This is a genomic window from Amycolatopsis lexingtonensis (assembly GCF_014873755.1).
GTDB lineage: Bacteria > Actinomycetota > Actinomycetes > Mycobacteriales > Pseudonocardiaceae > Amycolatopsis > Amycolatopsis lexingtonensis.
The window spans coordinates 1,492,944-1,516,986 of the sequence record NZ_JADBEG010000001.1 but is presented as its reverse complement, the minus strand read 5'-3'; the positions used below and the strand labels follow the sequence as shown (position 1 = coordinate 1,516,986).

The following is a 24,043-nucleotide window of genomic DNA, read 5'->3' as shown; positions in this document are numbered from 1 at the left end:
TTCACTCGTCGGCGGTCACGGCGAGCCCGGCCAGCACGGCCCGGGCCAGCTCCGCCACGTGCGGCGGCTCGACCATGTCCCAGTGGTGGCCCGAAACCGGCGTCACCGTGAGCTCGCCGCGCGTGCGGGCGCGCCAGCTCTCCGGCCGCACCTCCGGGCGGCCCTTCACCGGGTGGGTGCCGGTGGAGGTGATGAGGTGGATCCCGGTGTCGACGACCGCCCGGCAGCGGTAGGCCTCGACGGCGTCCTTGCCCGCGAGGTAGACCCGCGCCATCTGCTCGACGACCGCGTTGCCCGCGACTTCGGAGACCATCCCGCGGTCCCGGGCCTCGGCGAGCATCTCGTCCAGGGTGTCGACGGCGCCCGGCGCCAGCTTCAGCACGGCCTCGCCGAACCACGCCAGGGGATCGCTGGTGTCGACCTCCGGCAGGGGGTTGCCGTAGTCGTCGACGCCGAGGACGGTCGCGTCGATGACGCACAGGTGCTCGACGGCCCGGCCCGCTTTTTCCAGCTGGGCGGCCATTTCGAACGCCACCGAGCCGCCCTGCGACCAGCCCGCGAGGCGGATCGGCCGGTCCCCCACCACCGGCAGGAGGTCGGCGACGAAGGCCGCGGCCAGCTCCTCGATGGTGTGTACCGGGTCCTCACCGGGCGCGAAACCGGGCGCCTGCAAGCCGAACACCGGCAGCGCCGGGTCCAGTTCGGCCACGAGCTGCAGGTACGGGAACGGGCTCCCGGCGGTCGGCGGCAGCAGGAACAGCGGCGCGACGCCGGCGCGGCCGGGCGAGAGGGGCACGACCAGTCCCCCGCCGTGGTCCCCGGCGCGGATGAGGTCGGCCAGCGCCCGGATCGTCGGGGCGCGGAACACCTCGGCCAGGCCGACGGTCGCGCCCAGCTCGGCCTTGATCCGGTCGACCAGCACGACGGCCAGCAGCGAGTGGCCACCGACGTCGAAGAAGCCGTCCGTGACGCCGACGCGGCGGCCCAGCAGGTCCTCCCACAGCTTGGCGAGGGCCATCTCGAGTTCGTCGCGCGGGAGCACGCCGGACGTCGAGACCGGCGCCGCGTCCGGTGCGGGCAGGGCGACCCGGTCGATCTTGCCGTTCGACGTCAGCGGCAGGGTGTCTAAAGTGGTCAGTGTCGCCGGGACCATGTACTCCGGCAGCCGCTCGGACAGGTGCGCCCGCAGCGCGTCGGCGTCCACAGTGGATGGTGCGACGTACCCGGCGAGGGCGCCGTCGCGGACCACCGTGACCGCCTCCGTGACGCCGGGGCCGCCGACCAGCGCGGCCTCGATCTCGCCCAGCTCGATCCGGTAGCCGCGCACCTTGACCTGGTGGTCGGTGCGGCCGACGAACTCCAGGCGCCCGTCCGGCAAGTAGCGGGCCAGGTCGCCGCTGCGGTAGAGGCGGCCGGGGCCGAACGGGTTGGCCACGTACTTGGCCGCGGTCAGGCCGGGGTTGCCGGCGAAGCCGCGGGCGACTCCGGCACCACCGGCGTACAGCTCGCCGGTGACGCCGACCGGGACCGGCCGCAGGTGCTCGTCGAGGAGGTAGACCTCGGTGTTCCAGATCGGGCGCCCGACCGAGATCGGCGTGGTCACGCACTCGGCGGCGGGCAGCAGGTTGATCACGTTCGCCACCGACGTCTCGGTGTGGCCGTACTCGTTGGCCACCCCGACTTCGGGAGCGTTCTCCCGCCAGAACTCCAGTGCTTCCGCGGTGAGCTGCTCGCCGCCGACGACCAGGTGCGCGGCGGCTCCGGCCGCTTCCGGCGCGAGGCAGCGGCGCAGCGGTTCGAGGTGGGCCGGGGTGAGCTTGACGAAGCTGAACTTGCGCCCGCTCGAAAGCACGTCCGCGAGGCCCGCCACCGGGTGCTCGTCCTCCGGCACCAGTGTCACCGTCGTGCCGCACAGCAGCGGCAGGAACAGCCCGGTGACGGTGAGGTCGAAGGCCAGCGACGAGTGCACCGGGGCGCCGTCGCCCTCGTCGGCGCGGTAGGCCTGGCGGCACCAGTCCAGGTAGTGCAGCACCCCGCGGTGGCTGATCATCACGCCCTTCGGGCGGCCGGTCGAGCCGGAGGTGTAGATGACGTAGGCCAGGTTCTCCGGGTCGACGACCGGGTCCCGCCACGGCACCGGGTCGTCGGCGACCGGCTCGTCGGCCAGCACGACGACGTCGCCGAGGTCCGTGCCGGCGTACCGGCGGGTGGTGACGAGGACGCGGGCGCCGGCCTGGCGGAGCATGTACTCCTTGCGGTCCTGCGGGTAGGCCGGGTCGAGCGGGATGTAGTGGCCGCCGGTCTTGAGGATGGCCAGCAGGACCGGCAGGAGCAGCGGGCCGCGTTCGCAGAGCACGCCGACCGGGGTCTCGACGCCGACGCCGTGGGCGCGCAGCCGCTGGGCCAGCCGGGTGGCGCGGTCCTCCAGCTCGGCGTAGGTCAGCTCGATCCGTCCACACCGGACGGCGATCGCGTCCGGAGTGGACGCGGCCTGCGCGGCGATCCGGCCGTGCACGGTCCCGCGCAGGTAGGGCTCGGCGGTGTCGTTCCACGTCCGGAGCAGCAGCTCGCGCTCGTCCGCGCCGAGGATGTCCACTTCGGACAGCCGGGCGCCGGGGCGGGCGGCCAGCTCCGTGAACAGCCGGACGAAGTGCTCGCCCATCCGCACCATCCGGACCTCGTCGAACAGCGCGGTCGCGTACTCCAGCACGCCCGCCACGGACCCGTCCGCCTGGCGGACGAAGGAGATCATCAGGTCGAACTTCGCCGTCGTCGACGGGAGGTCCACCGGCGACACCTTCAGCCCGCCCAGGTCCGGCGAACCGGTCGAGGAGTCGTAGACGGCGAACATGACCTGGACGACCGGGGTGTGCGCGAGGTCGCGCTCCGGCGCCAGCTCCTTGACCAGCCGCTCGAACGGCAGGTCCTCGTGCGCCTGGTCGGCCAGCCGGGCCACCCGGACGCGGTCGGCGAGGGCGGCGAAGTCCGGGTCGCCGGAGAGGTCGCCGCGGGCGACGACGGTGTTCACGAAGAACCCGACCATGTGCTCCAGCTCGGCCCGGCCGCGCCCGGCGACCGGGGTGCCGACGGCGATGTCCTCGCGCCCGGTGTGCCGCCCGAGCACGACGTACGCGGCGGCGAGCAGCGTCACGAACGGCGTCGCGCCCGTCTGCTTTCCCTGATTCAGTACCGCTTCGGCGGCGGCCGCGGGGATGGTGAAGCGGACCGAGGCGCCGTGGTGGTCGCGCTGGGCCGGCCGCGGGCGATCCGCGGGCAGCTCCAGGGTTTCCAGCCCGGCGAGCCGCTCCTTCCAGTACGCGAGGTCGGCCGTGTGGGCGTCCACCCGGGACTGTTCCCAGACGGCGAAGTCCGCATAGGACAGTTCGACCCGGGGCAGCTCGGTGCCGGTGTAGAGCTTGCGCAGGTCGTCCATCAGGATCGGCAGGGACCAGCCGTCGCAGGCGATGTGGTGCACGTTCAGCGCCAGGACGTGCCGCTCGGGCGCCTCGCGGACCAGCAGCGCCCGGAACACCGGGCCGGTGGCCAGGTCGAAGGGACGGCTGACGTAGTCGGTCAGCACCGCGTCCAGGTCGCCTTCGACCACCGGGAGGTCGACCGGGGCCGGCGCCCCGATCACCTGGCGCGGCCGGTTGTCCTCCGCGGTGTAGGTCGTGCGCAGGATCTCGTGCCGCGCCACCAAGGCGTCGAGCGACCGCCGGAGCGCCTCGACGTCGAGGGCGCCTTCCAGCCGGAGCAGGAGCGGCACGGCGTACTCGGCGCTGTCCGGGTCGAGCCGGTCCAGGAACCACAGCCGCTGCTGCCCGGCCGACAGCGGCAGCGGGGCGCCGCGATCGGCCCGGCCGAACGCCCGGGCCGGCGTGGCGGCCCGGCCGCGCAACCGCTTCGCGAGCACCGCGGCCCGCAGCCGCGCGGCGCGCTCGGCGTCGGCGTCCGCGCCGGGGCGGATGTCGAACGTGGTCATGCGCTGGCCTCCTCGGTGAGGGAGTCGAGGAGCTCCTGCTCGGACATGCCGGCGAGCTCGGCCTCGATCTCGGTGTGGACCACGGCGGCGAGCGCGGCGACCGTGGTGGTCTGGAACAGCACGGGCAGGGAGAGGTCCACCCCGAACGCGGCCTGCAGCCGCATCCGGACCTTGGCGGCGAGCACGGAATGCCCGCCGAGAGCGAAGAAGTCGTCGCCGAGCCCGACGCGGGGCACGCCGAGCACCTCGCCCCAGATGTCGGCGATCAGCTGCTCCTCGGGACTGCGGGGAGCGACGTAGTCCGCCGTCTCCTCGGCCGGTTCGGGCAGCGCGGCCCGGTCGAGCTTGCCGCTGGCGTTGACCGGCAGCGCGTCGAGCACGACGAACGCGCTCGGCACCAGGTGTTCCGGCAGCCGCTGCCCGAGGAACGTCCGCAGGTCCGCCGCCGTCACGTCGCCGGCGACGTAGGCGACCAGGCGTTTCTGGCCGGCGGGATCGGGCTTCGCGAGCACGACCGCCGCCGTGAGCGCCGGGTGCGCCCGCAGCGCCGACTCGACTTCGCCGAGTTCGATGCGGAAGCCGCGGATCTTGACCTGGTCGTCGGTCCGGCCCAGGAACTCCAGCTCCCCGGCGCGGGTCCGCCGGACGAGGTCGCCGGTGCGGTACATCCGCCCGCCCGCCGGGTTCGCCACGAACCGGCTCGCGGTGAGGCCCGGCCGCCCGAGGTAGCCGCGGGCGAGGCCCGGGCTCGCGACGTACAGCTCGCCCGCCACGCCCGGCGGCACCGGCTGGAGCCGGTCGTCCAGGACGTACGCGCTCGTGTACCGCAGCGCGCGGCCGATGGTGACCGCGTCCCCCGGCACCAGGGGCTCGCCGACCGTGGAGACGACGGTGGCTTCGGTCGGGCCGTACATGTTGAGCATCCGCCGGCCCGGCGCCCACTTTTCGACCAGGTCGGGCGGGCAGACGTCGCCGCCGACCACGACCGTCCGGAAGTCCGGCAGGTCCGGGTCCTCGACGGTGGCCAGTGCCGCGGGCGGGATGAGCGCGTGCGTCACGCGGCCCTCGGCGAGGACGTCCCGCAACTGGTCGCCCAGGAGCGGGCCGGGCGGGGTGACCACCAGGGCCGCGCCGGTCATCAAGGACGCGCACAGCTCGAGGATCGACGCGTCGAAGCTCGGCGAGACGTACTGCAGCACGCGGTCGCCGGGGCCGACCCGGTAGGCGGCGACGGTGTTGGCCACCAGCGTGCCCAGGCCGGCGTGGCTGACGACGACCCCCTTCGGCCGCCCGGTCGAACCCGACGTGTAGATCACGTACGCCGCGTTCTCCGGCCGCACTTCGACGTCCAGCGGCCCGTCGTCCATTGTGGACTCCGGCAGCTCGCGCAGCGTGAGCACCGGGTCGGCGTCGTCGATCATGTACTGGATGCGCTCTTCCGGGTAGCCCGGGTCGATCGGCAGGAACGCCGCCCCGGTCTTGACCACCGCGAGCTGCGCCACGACCAGGTCGGCCGAGCGCGGCAGGAGCAGCGCGACCACCGTTTCCGGGGCGGCGCCACGGCTCTGCAGCACCCTGGCCACGCGGTTGGCCGCCGCGTCCAGCTCGGCGTAGGTGAGCGAGTCCGGCCCGGCCACGACGGCCGGGGCGTCCGGGGTCCGCCGCACCTGCGCTTCGACCAGCCCGGCGAACGTCCCGCCCGGCGCGCCGGCTTCGGCCGCGGTGACCTCGGCCGCGTCGAGCATCGGGACGCGGTCGACCGGACGCGCCGGGTCGGCGGCGAACCCGGCCAGCAGGCGCAGGTACCGCTGCGCGAACGCGGCGACCGTGCCCTCGTCGAACAACGCCACCGGGTACTCGAGAACCCCACCCACTTCGCCGGAGGCCTGCTCGCGCAGCACCATGGCGAGGTCGAACTTGGCCGCGCCGGTCTCGACACCGAGGGGCTCGCAGTCGAGCCCGGCTAACTCCCAGCCGCCCGCGGACACCGTCTGCAGCGCGAACATCAGCTGCACCAGGGGGTTCCGGCTCGGGTCGCGGTCGGGCCGCAGCTCGGCGACGACCCGGTCGATCGGGACTTCCTGATGGCTGAAGGAGTTCAGCGCCGTCTCGCGCACCCGGCCGAGGAGTTCGGTGAAGCCGGGCGAGCCGGTCAGGTCCGCGCGCAGGGCGAGCGTGTTGACGAACTGGCCGATCAGCCGCTCGGTGTCCGGGTGGTCCCGGCCGGCGACCGGGCTGCCGATCGCGAACTCCCGCAGCCCGGTGTGCCGCGAGACGAGCACCTGGAACCCGGCCAGCAGCGTCATGAACAGGCTGGCGCGGGCTTCCGCGCCGACCTCGCCGAGCCGCGCGGCCAGCTCCGCGGGCACGGTGAACTCGTACCGCGCGCCACGCGGATCCCGTACCGGCGGCCGAGGGCGGTCCGTCGGCAGCTGCACCACCTGCGGCACGCCGGCGAGCTGCGCCCGCCAGAACTCGACGTCCGCTTCGCTGGGCTGGGACCAGGCCGCGACGTCGGCGTACTGCACCGGCAACGGCGGCAGGTCGGCGCCGGCGTAGAGGTCGCGCAGTTCCTCGGCGAGGATGCCCTCGGACCAGCCGTCCAGGACGATGTGGTGCGCCGAGAGGACCAGGACGTGGTCGTCTCCGGCGAGCCGGCCGAGCGCCGCGGCGAACACCGGGCCGGTGGCGAGGTCGATGCCCCGCACCGCCAGGAACGGCTCGATCTCGTCGATTTCGGTGACCGGCAGCGGCACCGGCCCGGCGGGGTCGACGACCTGCTTCGGCTCGCCGTCGATCTCGACGAACCGGGTCCGCAGGATCTCGTGCCGCGCCACCAGCTTGGTCAGGGCCGCGGCGAGCGCGTCGACGTCCAGCGGCCCGCGCAGCCGGACCGCGTTGGGCACCAGGTACTCGGCGCTGGACGGCGCCATCCGGTCGGCCAGCCACATGCCGACCTGCACCCCGGCCAGGGGCGCCGGGCCGTCCGGCCGCTTCGGGATGGCCTCGAACTCGCGCTTCGTGGCGCGGGCGACGGCGTCGGCGAGTTCCGCGACGGTGGGCGAGTCGAAGATCAGCCGGATCGGGATGTCCGCCGAGAGCCGCTTGCGCAGCTCGGCGACCACCCGCACGCCCAGCAGGGAGTGCCCGCCCAGGTCGAAGAAGTTGTCGTCGGCACCCACGCGCTCGACGCCGAGGACGGTCCCCAGCACCGACGCCACCAGTTCCGCCACCGGACCCTCCGGGGCGCGGTATTCGGCGCCGGCCGCGGCCGGCGCGGGCAGCGCCTTGCGGTCGATCTTGCCGCTCGTGGTGGTCGGGAACTCGGGCAGCACGCTCAGCGCCGTCGGCACGAGGTAGACGGGCAGCCGCTCGCGCAGCTGCTCGCGGATCCCGCCCTCGGTCAGCGTGACGCCGGCCTGCGGGGTGACGTACCCGGCGAGCCGCTTGTCCCCCGGCACCGGCTGCCACACCGTGACCGCGGCTTCGCGGACGCCGGGCAGTTCCAGGAGGACCTGCTCGACCTCGCCGGGCTCGACGCGGATGCCGCGGATCTTGACCTGCGAGTCCTGGCGGCCGAGGAAGGTCAGCGCGCCGTCGGGGGTGCGCAGGCCGCGGTCCCCGGTGCGGTAGAGCCGGTCACCGGGCACGAACGGGCTCGCGAGGAACGCCGACGCCGTCTTGGCCGGGTCGCCGAGGTAGCCGCGGGCCAGGCCGACGCCGCCGATGAACAGGTCACCGGGGACGCCGACCGGGACCGGCCGCAGGTGCTCGTCGAGGACGTGGATCCGGTTGTTGGCGATCGGCGAGCCGACGCTCACCGAGCCCGCGCCGTCCACATCGGACCGGAGGCACTCGCGCATGGTCGAGTCGATCGAGACTTCGGTGGCGCCCCATTGGTTGTGCAGGATCGCGTGCTCGCCCAAGCGGTCGAAGAACAGCTTCAGCAGTTCCGGCTGGAGCGCCTCGCCGCTGGTGATGACGTTGCGCAGCGGCTTGAGCGCGGCGCGGTCGGCCGGGGTCAGCTGCTCCAGGAACAGCGTCAGCATGCTCGGCACGAACTGCAGGTTGACGACCCGGTGCTTGATGGCGCCGGCCAGGATCGCGGCCGGGTCGCGGTGCAGGCCCGGCGGGATCAGCGCGACGCGGCCGCCGACGATGAGCGGCCACAGGCATTCGACGGCGGCGTCGTCGAACACCAGCGTCGTCTTCTGCAGGACAGCTTCGCCCGGCTGGAGCTGGTAGGTGTCCTGGTGCCAGCGCAGCCGGTTGACCCAGCCGCGGTGGGTGCTGGCGACGCCCTTCGGTTTTCCAGTGGAACCCGAGGTGTAGTAGATCGACACCAGGTTGTCCGGGTGCGTGGTGTCCGGCAGCTCCGGGGCCTCACCGTCCAAACCGGACACTTCGAGGAACACGACGTCCGCGTTTTCCGGGGCCGGTGCGCCTTCGTTGATCAGGCAGACCGGGGAATGCGCGTCGCCGAGGATGCCGAGCACCCGCGGTTCGGGCGCGTCGGTCTCGATCGGGACGAACGCGCCGCCCGCCTTGAGGATCGCGACCAGGCCGACGATCAGGTCGATCGAGCGGTCCATCCGCAAGCCCACCGGTACGTCCGGGCCGACCCCGTGCGCGGCCAGCCGCGCGGCGAGGATGCCGGCCCGGCGTTCCAGCTCGGCGTAGCCGATGCTCTCGTCGAGGTATTCGACCGCGGTCGCCTCCGGGGTCCGCGCCGCCTGCTCGCTGATCAGGTGGTGCAGGCAGACGGACTCGTCGTAGGCGACGTCCGTGTCGTTGACGCCGTGCACGAGGTGGTCCCGTTCGGCCTCGCTCAGCAGGTCCAGCTCGCCGACCGGGGTGCCCGGCGCGTCGGCGATCCGCCGCAGGAGCGTCGTGAAGTGGCCGGCCAGCCGCTCGATCGTGGTGGCGTCGAACAGCGCGGTCGGGTACTCGAAGATGCCGGTCAGGGCGCCGCCGGCGTCCTGGGCGAGCGCGAGTTCGAGGTCGAACTTGCTCACCCCGGTGTCGACGGCGAGCTTCTCGACGGCCAGTCCGGGCAGCGCCCAGCCCGCCTCTTCGTTGTTCTGCAGGGCGAACACGATCTGCACCAGCGGGGTGCGGGTGAGGTCGCGCTGCGGGCGCAGCAGCTCGACGATCCGGTCGAACGGGACGTCGTCGTGGTCGAACGCAGCCAGCGTGCTCGTGCGGACCCGTTGCAGGAGTTCGGTGAACGCCGGGTCGCCGGTCAGGTCCGCGCGCAGCGGCACGGTGTTGACGAAGTGCCCGATGAGCGGCTCGGTCTGCGGGTGGCTGCGGCCCGACACCGGGGTGCCGATCGCGAAGTCCCGCATGGCGGTGTGCCGGCTGATCAGGACCTCGAAGGCGGCCAGGACGGTCATGAACAGGCTCGCGCCGTGCTCGGCTCCGAGCGCCGCCAGCCGGCTCACCACCGGCGCCGGGACGTGCACCGGGACCTTGGCGCCGGCGATGTCGCGGGTGAGCGGACGCGGCCGGTCGGCGGGCAGCTCGGCGACGTGCGGCATGCCGTCGAGTGCCTGCTGCCAGAAGGCAAGCCCGGCTTCGTCGGACGCGGCGGCCTGCCAGGCGGCGACGTCACCGAACTGCACCGGCAGGGCCGTGGGCCGGATCCCGGCGTAGTGGTCACGCAGCTCGGCGGCCAGGACGCCCATCGACCACCCGTCTGCGACGATGTGGTGCAGGAGCAGGACGAGCACGTGGTCGGTGTCGGACACCCGGCCGAGCGCGGCGCGGAAGACCGGACCGTGCTCGAGATCGAGCGGGGTGTCCACTTGCGACCGCACGAACGCCTCGACGTCGGCCACGTCCGTGACCGGCAGCGGCACCGGGCGGACCGGGTCCACGACCTGCACGGGCTCGCCGTCCAGCTCCACGAACCGGCTGCGCAGCACCTCGTGCCGCGCCACCAGCGCGGACAACGCACCCGTCAGCGCCTCGACGTCGAGGCCGCCGCCGATCCGCAGGGCCAGCGGGACGAGGTACTCCGCCGAGCCCGGGGCGAGCCGTTCGGCGAACCACAATCCCCGCTGCACCGGCGAAAGCGGCGTCCGGGTACCCGGCGCCCGCACCGGGATCGGCTCGAAGTCCACAGTGGACGCCTCCGGTACCAGCCGGGCCAGCGCCGCGATCGTGGGCGCTTCGAACAGCGCCCGCACGCCCAGCCGGACGCCGAACTCCGTGCGCATCCGGCCGGTCACCTTGGCCGCCAGCAGCGAGTGCCCGCCGAGGGCGAAGAAGTTGTCCGCCACCCCCGGTTCCGGCACGCCGAGGACGTCCGCCCAGATCGCGGCGAGCGCGGCCTCCACGGAGTTCCGCGGCGCCACGTGCCCGGTGACGGCACGCTGCGGCGCGGGCAGCGCGGCCCGGTCCAGCTTGCCGTTGGCGGTCCGCGGCAGCTCGGCGAGCGGCACGATCACCGACGGCACCAGGTACTCCGGCAGCCGCGCGGCGGCGAACTCCGAGATCACGGCCGGGTCGGCGGTGCCCACGACGTAGGCGACCAGCACCCCATCCCGGACCACGACCGCCGCCTGCGTGACCCCCTCGTGCGCGGCCAGCACGGCCTGCACTTCGCCGGGCTCGACGCGGAAGCCGCGGATCTTGACCTGGTCGTCCGCGCGGCCGGCGTACGCCAGCACGCCGTCGCCGGTCCACCGGGCGAGGTCGCCGGTGCGGTACATCCGCTCCCCCGCCCGGAACGGCGACGCCACGAACCGCTCGGCCGTCGCGCCGGGCTGCCCGAGGTAGCCGTGGGCGGTGCCGACGCCGGCCAGGTACAGCTCGCCGACAACGCCGGCGGGCACCGGCCGCAGCCGGGCGTCGAGGACGTAGGCGTGCTTGCCGGTCAGCGGCCGCCCGATCGGCACCGGGCCGTCGGCCGCCGTGACGGCGTGGAAGGTGCTGAACCCCATGGTCTCGGCCGGGCCGTAGCCGTTGACGACCGCCACGTGCGGGTACTCCCGCAGCACCTTCGCCAGGTGCGCGGGCGACGCCGCCTCACCGCCGGTCATCGCGCGGCGGACCGTCCCGAACACCGCCGGGTGCTCGTCGACGAGGAAGTTGAACAGGCTCGCCGAGACGTCCAGGACCGTGACGCCGTGCGCCAGGACCAGCTCCTCGATCAGCGCGGGCTCGGGGCGCTGGCCGGGCTGGAGCACGACCGTGCCGCCGGCCAGCAGCGGGCCGAGCAGCTGCGTGCCGAACGCGTCCCACGACACCGGCGCGCACTGCAGCCAGACGTCGTCCGGGCCGAACCCGGCGTAGTCCTGGCCGGTCAGCGTGCCCACGACGGCGCGGTGCGGGGCCGCGACCGCCTTGGGCACGCCCGTCGAACCGGAGGTGAACATGACGACGGCGAGGTCGTCCGGGCTCCCGGGCAGGCCGAGCACGCCGCCGTCGCGGACGGCGATCGCGGCCGCGTCTTCGACGACGTCGATCCGGCGCCACGGCAACGCGCGGCCGTCGGTGAGGACGAGCGCGGCCGAGGTCCGCCGCAGGGCGCCGGTCAGCCGTTCGGCCGGGAAGTCCGTGTCCAGCACGGTGTAGGCGGCGCCGGCCTTGAGCACGGCGAGCAAAGCGACGGCCAGCCGCGGCGATCGTCCGATGTGGACCCCGACCAGGTCCCCCGGCCGGACGCCCTCGGCGACCAGGTGCCGGGCGAGCCGGTTGGCCTCGGTGTCGAGCTGCCGGTAGGTCAGCGACGCACCTTCGAAGACCAGCGCGGTCGCGTCCGGTGCCCAGGCCGCCTGCCGCTCCACCAGTTCGTGCAGCCGCAGCGCGGGCGCGGTGACCTCGGTCGTGCCCTGGGCCAGCAGCGCGGCGCGCTCCTCGCCGGTGAGCAGGTCGAGGTCGGTCACGGGGACGTCCGGCGTGGTGACGGCGGCGGTGAGGAACCGCGCGAACCGCTCCGCGATGGCGGCCGCGGTAGCCGCGTCGAACAGATCGGCCGCGTACTCCAGCTGCCCGGTCAGCCCGGCCGGGCTGCCGTCGGCCGCGTGGTTCTCCTCGATGCCCGCCGTCAGGTCGAACTTGGCGACGTCCCGGCGGACCGCGACGCCCTCGGTGGCCAGCCCGGGCAGGCTCAGCCGCGCGGTGGCGTTGTTCTGCAGCACCAGCATCACCTGGAACAACGGGTGCCGCGCCGCCGACCGGGCCGGGTTCAGCTCTTCGACGACCCGCTCGAACGGGACGTCGGCGTGCGCGAGCGCGGCCAGGCCGGCGTCGCGGACGCGCGCCAGGAGCTGCCGGAACGTCGGCTGCCCGGCGACGTCGGTGCGCAGGACCAGGGTGTTGACGAAGAACCCGGCGAGGTCGTCCAGCGCGGTGTCGCCACGGCCGGCGACCGCGGTGCCGAGCGGGACGTCGTCACCCGCGCCGAGCCGTGACAGCAGCGCCGCGAACCCGGCTTGCAGCGCCATGAACAGCGTCGCGCCGCCGCGGCGGGCCAGCTCGGCCAGTCCCTTGTGGACGTCCGGGCCGAGTGTGAAGTCCACCGAGCCGCCGCGGTGGCTCGCCACGGCCGGGCGGACCCGGTCGGCGGGCAGGGCCAGTTCCTCCGGCGCCCCGGCGAGGGTGTCGCGCCAGAACGCCAGCTGACCGGCGATCTCGTCGTCGCCGAGGACTTCGCGCTGCCACAGCGTGTAGTCCGCGTACTGCACCGGCAGCGGCGCCCAGCCGGGCGCCTCGCCGTCGACGCGGGCCGCGTAGGCGGTGGCCAGGTCACGCCACAGCGGCGCGGCCGACCAGCCGTCGGACGCGATGTGGTGCAGCACCAGCAGCAGCACGTGGTCGTCAGGCGCGACCGAGACCAGGTGCGCCCGGATCGGCAGCTCGGTACGCAGGTCGAACACGTGCGCCGCCGCTTCGGCGAGAACGTCCGGCAATGAGTCCTCAGTGGACTCCGCGAAGTCCCACGGAACCGAAGGCGCGGTCAGGATCTCCTGCCACGGCTCGCCTTCGTGAGACGGGAACACCGTCCTCAGCGACTCGTGCCGCTCGACGACGTCGGCCAGCGCCGCCCGCAGGGCGGCCACGTCGAGGGTGCCGCGCAAGCGCAGGGCACGCGGGACGTCGTAGCCCGCATTGGGCTCCTCGGCCTGGTCGACGAACCACAGCCGCTGCTGCGCGAACGACAGCGGCAGCCGCTCGGGCCGCTCGCGCCGCGTCACCGGCGGCCGGGCCGGAGCCGCGTCGCCGAGGACCTCGGCCAGCCCGGCGACGGCCGGGGTGCGGAACAGGTCGCGGATGCCCAGCTCGACGCCGAGCACCGCGCGGACGCGGCCGATCAGCCGGGCGGCCAGCAGCGAGTGCCCGCCCAGGTCGAAGAACCCGTCGTCCAGGCCGACTTCGGCCAGGCCCAGCACCTCGGCGAACAGTCCGCACAGGACGTTCTCGGTGACGGTCCGCGGCCGGCGCCGGGACGCCGCCGCGAAGTCGGGGGCGGGCAGCGCGCGGCGGTCGAGCTTGCCGTTCGCCGTCCGGGGCAGCTCGGCCAGCGGCACGATCGCCGACGGCACCAGGTAGTCGGGCAGCCGCTCGGCCAGGTACGCCCGCAGCGCGGCCGGTTCGGCATCGCCGACGACGTACCCGATCAGGCGCCCGTCGCGGACGACGACCGCGGCCTGCTCGACGCCGTCGTGGCGAGCGAGCACCGCCCGGACCTCGCCGGGTTCGACGCGGAAGCCGCGGACCTTGACCTGGTCGTCGGCGCGGCCGACGTACTCGAGGACGCCGTCGGCACGCCAGCGCACCAGGTCACCGGTGCGGTACATCCGCTCCCCCGGCACGAACGGCGACGCCACGAACCGCTCCGCCGTCGCGCCGGGCAGGCCGCGGTAGCCGTCGGCCAGGCCGTGGCCGCCGAGGTACAGCTCACCCGTGACGCCGGGCGCGGCCAGTGCCAGGTGCGCGTCGAGGACGTACGCGCGCTTGCTCGCGACGGGCCGCCCGATCGGGATTGCCGTGCCGGTCAGGTCGGCCTCGGTGATCGGGTGGAACGTCGTGTAGCCCATGCTTTCCGCGGGGCCGTAGCCGTTGATCAGCTCGACGTCCGGGTACTCGCGCAGCGCCTTCGTGACGTGCTCGACCGACGCCGGCTCGCCGCCGGTCATCGCGCGCCGAAGCACGGTGAAGACCTGCGGCTCCTGGTCCAGCAGGTAGTTGAACAGGCTCGCCGAGGCGTGCAGCACGGTGACGCCGTGTTCGGCGACGAGCGCCGCGATCCGCTCCGGCTCCGGGTTCTGGCCCGGCTGCAGAACCGTGCGGCCGCCGTAGAGCAGCGCGCCGAACAGCTGGAGCGCGAAGCCGTCCCACGACACCGGCGCGCACTGCAGCCACACCTGGCCGGCGTCGAAGGTGGCGTAGCCCTGGCCCATCGTCGCGACGACCCCGCGGTGCGAAGTCGCGACGCCCTTGGGGACGCCGGTCGAGCCGGAGGTGAACATGACGCAGGCCAGGTCCGCCGGGGTCAGCTCGACGTCCGGGTTCGCCGTGTCCGGGTGGCTCGGCAGGGCGGTCAGCACGCGCTTGACGCCGGCCTGCGCGGTGACCGCGGCCAGGCGCTCGGCCGGGTAGCTCGGGTCCAGGAGGGTGTAGGCGGCCCCGGACTTGAGCACGCCGAGCACCGCGACGGCGAAGTCGAGGCCGCGCTCCAGCAGGACCCCGACCACCTCGCCGCGCCGGACGCCGTCGTCGAGGAGGTGGTGGGCGACCTGGTTGGCGCGGGCGTTCAGCTCGCCGTAGGTCAGCGACTCGCCCTCGAACAGTATCGCGACGGCGCCGGGATCCTGCCGCTCGACGATCGTGTGCAGGCAGTCCACGGGCGCGTCGCTCACCCGCGCCGCGTTCCCAGCGTCCGACACGAGTTCGCGCTCGGCGGTCGTGAGCACCTCGAAGTCCGCGATGGACGTCGTGGGCGCGTCGGCGATCTGCTCCAGCAGCCGGACGAACGCGCTCGCCAGCCGCTCGGCGGTGGCGGCGTCGAACAACGCGGTCGCGTACTCGAAGGCACCGGTGATCCCACCGGCGTCGGGGCGTTCCTCCAGGGCGGCGGTGAGGTCGAACTTGGCGACCGCGCGGGCCACCTCGTACGGCTCGGTGTCCACTCCGGACAGTGCGACGACCGGGGTGTCCTGCTGCAGCACCAGCATCACCTGGAACAGCGGGTGCCGCGCCGCCGAGCGCGCCGGGTTCAGCTCTTCGACCAGCCGCTCGAACGGGACGTCGTCGTGCTCGAACGCGCTCAGGTCGGCCTCGCGGACGCGGGCCACCAGCTCGGTGAACGCCGGCGCGCCGCTGAGGTCCGTGCGCAGGACCACGGTGTTGACGAAGAACCCGACGAGGTCGTCGAGGACCGGGTCGGGGCGCCCGGCGACCGGGGTGCCGATCGGGATGTCGTCGCCGGCGCCGAACCGCGCCAGCAGCGTCGCGAGCGCGGCCTGCAGCACCATGAACAGCGTCGCGCGCTGCCCGGCCGCCAGCTCCAGGAGCCGGGCGTGCAGCCCGGCCGGGATCGTGACCGCCGCGGACCCGCCGGTGTGGTCGGCGGTGGCGGGCCGGACGCGGTCGTACGGCAGCGCCAGCTCCTCCGGCAGCCCGGCGAGGGCGCCCGTCCAGTAGGCGAGGTCGGTGTCGAGTTCCCGTTGCCACAGCGTGTAGTCCGCGTACTGCACCGGCAGCGGCGTCCACTCCGGAGCGTGGCCGCCGAGCCGGGCGGCGTACGCCTCGGCGAGGTCGCCGAGCAGCACCGGGATCGACCAGCCGTCGCCGGCGATGTGGTGGGTCAGCACGAGCAGGACGTGGTCGTCGCCCTCGCCGAACAGCCACGACCGCACCGGCGGCGCGGCGGCCAGGTCGAACGGGGTCCTCGCGGCTTCGGCGACCGAGCCCGTCGCCACCTCGAACGGGACCTCGAAGGAGTCCAGGATGACCTGGTAGGGGCCGGATTCGTCCTCGGCGTAGTACGTGCGCAAGGCTTCGTGGCGACCGGCCACATCGGACAGTGCCGCGGCCAGCGCGCCGGGGTTGACGTCGCCGCGAAGCCGCAGCGCGATCGGCATGTGGTAGGCCGTGTCCTCACAGTCCATCCGCGCCAGGAACCACAGCCGCTCCTGGCCGGGCGCCAGCGGCAGCCGGTCCGGGCGCTCCCGCCGCGTCACGGCCGGCCGGGCGACGACCGCCTCGCCGAGGCTTTCGGCCAGCCCCGCCACGGTCGGGTTCGCGAACAGCGCCCGCACGGTGACGTCGAGGCCGAGCACCGCGCGGATCCGCCCGGCCAGCCGGGTGGCGAGCAGCGAGTGCCCGCCCAGGTCGAAGAAGCCGTCGTCGATGCCCACCTCGGGGACGCCGAGGACCTCGCCGAACAGTTCGCACAGCGCGTGCTCGGTCGCGGTCCGCGGGACCCGGCCCGCGCCGGTCTCGACGGCGGGCGCGGGCAGCGCCTTGCGATCGAGCTTGCCGTTCGGCGTCCGGGGCAGCTCGTCGAGCAGCACGAACGCCGAGGGCACCATGTACCCCGGCAACGCGGCGGCCAGGTGGCGGCGCAGGTCTTCGGTCTCGACCGGCGACGCGGGCACGACGTAGGCGACCAGGCGCTTGTCGCCGGGCCGGTCTTCGCGGACGACGACGGCGCGCAGCGCGACCGCCGGGTGCGCGGCCAGCACGGCCTCGATCTCGCCCAGCTCGATCCGGAAGCCGCGGATCTTGACCTGGTGGTCGACGCGGCCGAGGAACCGGAGCTCGCCGTCGCGGCGGCGGGCGACCAGGTCGCCGGTGCGGTACATCCGCTCGCCGACGGCGAAGGGGTTGGCGACGAACCGGTCGGCGGTCAGGTCGGGCCGGCCGAGGTAGCCGCGCACGACGCCGTCACCGGCGAGGTACAGCTCGCCCGGGACGCCCGGCGGCACCGGCCGCAGCGCCCGGTCCAGCACGTACACCCGCGTGTTGGCGATCGGCGTGCCGATGGTCGGCGCGCCCTCGCCGACGCGGGCGGTGGTCGACCAGATCGTCGTCTCGGTCGGGCCGTACATGTTGGTCACCGACGCGGCCCGGGCCCGCAGCGCGGCCGCGAGGTCGTCGGGCAGGGCTTCGCCGCCGACCAGGACGTGCACGCCGGAGAGGTCGGCGGGCTCGGCCAGCAGCGCGTGGAACAGGCTGGGCGTCGCCTGGAGCAGCGTGGCGTCCTCGGCGAGGGCGGCCAGGGCCCGGCTGTCGCGGACGTCGTCGCGGCTGGCGAGGACGACGGTCGCCCCGGCCAGCAGCGGCGCGAACATCTCCAGGCCGGCGATGTCGAAGCCGACCGTGGTGACGGCCAGCAGCCGGTCGTCCGCGGTGATGCCGAACCGGTCCACCATGTCCAGGAGGAAGTTCAGCAGCGGGCGGCGCGGGACGACGACACCCTTGGGGCGGCCGGTCGAGCCGGACGTGAAGATCACGTACGCCGGGCTGTCCGGCGACGCGGTGTGCTCGAGGTTCACGGCTTCCCCGGCGTAGACGAGTTCCTCGCGGGTCAGCACGAGGGCCGGGTCGGCGTCCTCGAGCATCATCGCGATGCGGTCGGCCGGGTAGTCCAGGTCGAGCGCCAGGTAGCCGGCGCCGGTCTTGAGCACCGCGAGCATGGCGATGATCAGCTGCTCGTCGCGGGGCAGCGAGAGGGCGACGTACCGCTCGGGTCCGGCGCCGCGCCCGGCGAGGTGCCGGGCGAGCTGGTTGGCGCGGGCGTTCAGCTCGGCGTAAGTCAGTGTCGTGGTCCCGAACTCCAGCGCGGGCGCGTCCGGCGTGCGGGCGGCTTGAGCTTCGAACAACTCGATCACGGAGGTGTCCGGGACCGGGATCGCCGTCGCGGCGTTGGCCGCGTCGATCGCCGCCGCTTCCGCCGGGGCCAGGAGGTCCACTGTGGACAGCGGGGCGGCGGGGTCCGCGACGGCCGCGGTCAGCAGGCGGACGAACCGGTCGGCGAGGTCGGCCGCGGTGCCGGGCTCCAGGAGGTCGGTCGCGTACTCCAGGTACCCGCCGATGCCGGCCGGGGTGCCGTCGGCGCCGGTGTTCTCCTCCAGGTTCAGGGTGAGGTCGAACTTCGCGGTCGCCGTGGCGACCGGCACGTCGGCCGCGGTCACGCCGGGCAGGGCCAGGTTGGCCGCCACGTTGTTCTGCAGCGCCAGCATGACCTGGAACAGCGGGTGCCGCGCGGTCGAGCGGGCCGGGTTGAGCCGTTCGACGATCCGCTCGAACGGGACGTCGGCGTGGTCGAACGCGGTCAGCGCGCGCTCGCGGACCCGGTGCACCAGCTCGGTGAAGCTCGGGTCGCCACCGAGGTCGGTCCGCAGCACGAGCGTGTGGACGAAGAACCCGACAAGGTCGTCGAGCGCGGCGTCCGGGCGGCCCGCCGACGGCGTGCCGATCGCGACGTCGTCCCCGGCGCCGAGGCGGGACAGCAGCGCGGCGAACCCGGCCTGCAGCACCATGAACAGCGTCGCGTGCTCGCCGCGGGCCAGCTCCAGCAGCCGGGCGTGCAGGTCCGCGCCGAGGGTCACCGGCAGGGTGGCGCCCCGGTGCGTCGCGACCGGCGGGCGCGGGTGGTCGAAGGGCAGGTTGATCTCGTCCGGCAGCCCGGCGAGCGTCTCGGCCCAGTACTCCAGGGAGTCGCCGGGCGATTCCTGTTGCCACAACGCGTAGTCCGCGTACTGCACCGGCAGCGGTGTCCACTTCGGACTTTCACCGGCGACGCGGGCGGCGTAGGCGGTGGAGAGGTCGCGCAGCAGCGGGGCGAACGACCAGCCGTCGCTCGCGATGTGGTGGGTGACGACGACCAGGACGTGGTCGTCGCCCTCGCGCCGCAGGGCCGCGCGGATCGGGAGGTCGGTGGCGAGGTCGAATTCGCGTGCGGCGAACTCGGCGACGTCCACCGCGTCTTCGGTCCACGGCAGCCCGGTCAGCGGGCGGATCTCCTGGCGCGGCACGCCGTCGGTGTCCGGGAACACCGTCCGCAGGGCCTCGTGGCGCTCGACGACGTCGGCGAACGCCTGGCGCAGCGCGGCCACGTCGAGCGGGCCGGTCAGCCGCAGCGCGCGGGGGACGTTGTAGGTCGCCCCGGCCTGGTCGAGCTGCTCGACGAACCACAGGCTGCGCTGGGCCGACGACAGCGGCAGGACCGCCGGTCGCGGCCGGGCGACGACGGCCGGGCGGGCCTCCCGCGCGCTGTCGAGGATCGCGGCGAGGGCGGCGACGGTCGGCGCGCGGAAGACGTCCGCCACCCCGATCCGGGCGCCGAGCACCGCGCCGATCCGCGCGACCAGCCGGGCCGCGAGCAGGGAATGCCCGCCGAGCGCGAAGAACCCGTCGTCGACGCCGACCTCGGCCACGCCGAGCACGTCGGCGAAGAGTCCACGGAGGACTTCTTCCCGCGGGGTGCGCGGCGCGCGGCTCGTGCTCGTGCGCTCCGGCGCGGGCAGCGCGCGGCGGTCGAGCTTGCCGTTGGCCGTCAGCGGCAGGGCGTCGAGCAGCACGAACGCCGAGGGCACGAGGTGCTCCGGCAGCCGCTCGGCCAGGTACGCGCGGAAGTCGGCGGGCTCGCCGACCACGTAGCCGACCAGGAGCTTCTGTCCCGGCCGGTCTTCGCGGACGACGACGGCGGACTCGGTGACGGCCGGGTGCGTGCCCAGCGCGGTCCGGATCTCGCCCGGCTCGACGCGGAACCCGCGGATCTTGACCTGGTCGTCGGCGCGCCCCACGTACTCCAGCACGCCGTCGGCGCGGCGGCGCACCAGGTCACCGGTGCGGTACATCCGCTCCCCCGCTTCGAACGGGTTCGCGATGAAGCGGACGGCGGTGAGGTCCGGGCGGCCCGCGTAGCCGTCGGCGATCCCGCCGCCGGCCGCGTACAGCTCGCCGACGACACCGGGCGCGACCGGCCGCAGCCGCTCGTCCAGCACGTACGCGCGCTTGCCGTGCAGCGGCACCCCGATCGGGATCGGCGCGCCGGTGAGGTCGGCGCTCGTGATGCGGCGGGAGGTCACGAAGATCATGTTCTCGACCGGGCCGTAGCCGTTCGTGAAGGCCACGTCCGGGAAGGTCCCGACCGCCCGCGTGAGGTGCGCGACCGACGCCGCTTCCCCGCCGGTGTAGACCTCGCGGACGTGCTCGAACACGCCGGGGTACTCGTCGAGGAGGAAGTTGAGCAGGCTGGCGGAGAAGAACGCCGTCGTGACGCCGTGGCGCGCGACCAGCTCGGCGATGAGCGCGGGCTCGGGCTTCGGTCCCGGCTGCAGGACGCAGGCCGCGCCGGTGAGCAGCGCGCCGAACAGCTCGAACGCGAAGGCGTCCCAGGAGACCGGCGCGGTCTGCAGCCAGACGTCGCCGCCGTAGCCCTGGCCCAGGATGGTGGTGGCGACCGCTTCGTGCGAGGCGACGACGCCCTTCGGAGTGCCGGTGGACCCGGAGGTGAACATGACGCAGGCGGGCCCCGCCGGGGACACCGCGCGGCCCGGCGCGGTCGTCGTCGGCCGCACGCCGGACAGGTCGTCGAGCACGAAGGGCGCGTCGACCTGCTCGGCCAGCAGCTGCCGCCGCTCGGCGGGGAACGACGGGTCCAGCAGCGTGTACCCGCAGCCGGCCTTCAGCACGCCGAGGATGGCGGCGACCAGGTCCGGCCCGCGGTCGAGGCAGATCGCGACGATCCGCCCGGCCGGGACGCCGGTCAGGAGCGCGGCGACGCCGTTGGCGCGGGCGTCCAGCTCGGCGTAGGTGACGGTCTGGTCGTCGAACAGCAGCGCGGTCGCGTCCGGTGTGTGGCGGGCGTGGCCCTCGATGACCTCGTGCAGCGTGCCGGCCGGTGCGGCCGGCGTGAGCATGCCGCCCGTCGTCGCCTGGGCCAGCTCCGCCGCGTCGAGGAGGTCGAAGTCGCCGAGCCGGGTGTCTGGGTCGTCGGCGACGGCGGCCAGGACGCGCAGCAGGCGCCCGGCCAGCGCGGCGGCGGTCTCGCGGTCGAACAGGTCGCTCGCGTACTCCAGGAGGCCGGTCAGTTCGCCGTCGCGTTCCTCGAAGATCGCGGCCAGGTCGAACTTGGCGTAGCCGATGTCAACGCGCTCGCCGGTGGCGCGGACGCCGTCGATGGCCAGTTCGGCGGCGAGGTTGTTCTGCAGCACCAGCAGGACCTGGAACAGCGGGTGGCGCCCGAGCGAGCGGGCCGGGTTCAGTTCCTCGACCACCCGCTCGAACGGCACCTCGGAGTGCTCGAACGCGGCCAGGCACGTCTCGCGGGCCCGGTCCAGCAGTTCGCGGAACGTGGGGTCGCCGCCGGTGGCGGTGCGCAGGACGACGGTGTTGACGAAGAACCCGACGAGGTCGTCGAGGGCGGCATCGGTACGACCCGCGACCGGCGAACCGACCGGGACGTCTTCACCGGCGCCGAGCCGGGTGAGCAGCGCGGCGAACGCGGCCTGCAGCACCATGAACAGCGTCGCACCCGACTCCGTGGCCAGCGCCGTCAGCTTCCGGTGGATCTCGGCGGGCACGTCCATGGCGACGACGCCGCCGCGGTGGCTCGCGACCGCCGGACGAGGCCGGTCGGTGGGCAGCGGCAGCTCCTCGGGCACGCCGGCCAGCGCGTCGCGCCAGTACGCGAGGTCGCGGTCGACCGGCAGCTCACGTTGCCACAGCGTGTAGTCCGCGTACTGGACCGGCAACGGCGTCCACTGTGGAACATCTCCGGCGAGGCGAGCCGCGTAGGCCTCGCCGACCTGGCGCAGCAGCGGCGCCATCGACCAGCCGTCGCAGGCGATGTGGTGCACGACGAGCAGCAGCACGGCGGCGTCGCCGGGCAGGGTGAACAACGCGGCGCGGATCGGCAGCTCGCGGGCGAGGTCGAAACCGGCCTCGGTAGCGGCGGTCAGGTCCCGGCTCAAGCTGTCCTCTGTGGACTCCTCGACGATCCAGGGAACTTCCCCGCCGGGAAGGATGTGCTGCACCGGCTCGTCGCCGTCGCGGGTGAAGATCGTCCGGAGGGCTTCGTGGCGGGCGACGACGTCGCCGACGGCCAGCCGCAGGACCTCGGCGTCGACCGGGCCGGTCAGGCGGACGGCCTGCGGGACGTGGTAGCTCGCGTTCCAGGTGTCGGCCTGGTCGAGGAACCACAGCCGCCGCTGGGCGAACGAGAGCGGCATCGGGTCCGGGCGTCGCCGCGGGGCCAGCGGCACGCGGGCCGGGGCGGCGCCTTCGAGGAGTTCGGCCAGCCCGGCCGGGGTCGGCGCGCGGAAGACGTCGCCGATCGCGGCTTCGAGACCGAGGGTGGCGCGGATGCCGGAGACGAGCTTCGCCGCGAGGAGGGAGTGGCCGCCGAGGGTGAGGAAGCCGTCGTCGATGCCGACGCCGTCGACGCCGAGGATCTCGGAGAACAGGTTGCAGAGCGCGGCTTCCCGCGGGGTGCGCGGGGCGCGGCCGGTGCGGGCGGCCGCCCAGTCGGGGGCGGGCAGGGCCTTGCGGTCGAGCTTGCCGCTCGGGGTCAGCGGCAGCTCGTCGAGCACGACGAACGCGGCCGGGACCATGTACTCCGGCAGGTTCTCCGCCAAGGCCGCACGCAGGGTGCCGAGGTCCGGGGTCCCGTCCGGCACGAGGTAGCCGACCAGGCGCTGGTCGCCCGCGCGGTCTTCGCGGGCCAGCACGCACGAGCCGCCGACACCGGGCTGGCGGTCGAGGACGGCCTCGATCTCGCCCAGCTCGACGCGCAGGCCGCGGATCTTGACCTGGTGGTCCGTGCGGCCGAGGTAGTGCAGCGCCCCGGTTTCGTCCCAGCGGGCCAGGTCGCCGGTGCGGTACAGCCGCTCCCCCGGCTCGAACGGGCTGGCCACGAACCGCTCGGACGTGAGCCCCGGGCGGCCGTGGTAGCCGCGGGCCAGCTGGATGCCGGCGAGGTACAGCTCGCCCGCTTCCCCGGGCGCCACCGGCTCCAGCCGGGCGTCGAGGACGTAGGTGCGGGTGTTCCACACCGGACGTCCGATGGGGACGGACGGCTGCCCGGGATCGCAAGCCCAGTAAGTGACGTCGACGGAGGCTTCGGTGGGGCCGTACAGGTTGTGCAGCTCGACGCCGGGCAGGGTGGCGAAGAACCGGGCCTGCAGCTCGGCGGGCAGTGCTTCCCCGCTGCAGAGCACGCGGCGCAGGCCGGTGCAGGTCGCGGCCGCGGGATCGAGGAGGAAGGCCTGCAGCATCGACGGGACGAAGTGGACGGTCGTGATCCGCTCGGCGCGGATGAGCCCGGCCAGGTAAGCGGGATCGCGGTGCCCGCCGGGGCGCGCGACGACGAGCGTGGCGCCGGTCAGCAGCGGCCAGAAGAACTCCCAGACGGAGACGTCGAAGCTGGACGGAGTCTTCTGCAGCACACGGTCCCCCGCGGTGAGGCCGTACTCGGCCTGGGTCCAGGCGAGCCGGTTGACGATGCCTTCGTGGGGCACCAGCACGCCCTTGGGGCGGCCGGTCGAGCCCGAGGTGTAGATGGCGTAGGCAAGGTCCTTTGTGGACGTCGCCGGTTCCGGCGCGGTGGCCGGGTAGGCGGTGAGGTCGACGGCGTCGAGGAGGATGGTTTCGGCGTCGAAGAGGTCTTCGTGGTGGGTCTGGGTGAGCACGACCGGCGCGGCGCTGTCGGCGACCATGTAGGCGAGGCGGTCGGCCGGGTAGTCCGGGTCGAGCGGGACGTAGGCGCCGCCGGCCTTGAGCACCCCCAGCAGGGCGATCACCAGCTCAAGGGAGCGGTCGGCGCAGACGCCGGTGAGGACGCCGGGGCCCACGCCCCGCTCGACGAGGAGGTTCGCGAGCCGGCCGGCTCGCTCGTGGAGTTCGCGGTAGGTGAGGGATTCGCCCTCGAACACCAGCGCCGTCGCGTCCGGGGTGCGGGCCGCTTGCTCGGCGAGCAGCCGGGTGAGCGTGCGGCCCGCCTCCGGGACGTCGGTGGTGGTGTCGTTCCAGGCCGCCAGCAGCTGCCGGGCGTCGTGGTTCACGGTGATCAGCTCCAGTTCGTTCACTGCCGGCGGGGAAGGG

General features: G+C 74.1%; 2 protein-coding genes. Both read right to left on the bottom strand.

Translation table 11 applies throughout. From position 1 onward, the window contains the following. Window position 1: 1 nt before the first annotated feature. Window positions 2-3,982 (bottom strand): amino acid adenylation domain-containing protein, encoded by a 3,981-nt coding sequence (locus H4696_RS07295; RefSeq protein WP_086856793.1) that lies wholly within the window; start codon window positions 3,980-3,982, stop codon window positions 2-4. Beyond that, window positions 3,979-24,027 (bottom strand): non-ribosomal peptide synthase/polyketide synthase, encoded by a 20,049-nt coding sequence (locus H4696_RS07290; protein ID WP_192782131.1) that lies wholly within the window; start codon window positions 24,025-24,027, stop codon window positions 3,979-3,981. The genes H4696_RS07295 and H4696_RS07290 overlap by 4 nt, the downstream gene beginning before the upstream one ends. Window positions 24,028-24,043: the final 16 nt, after the last annotated feature.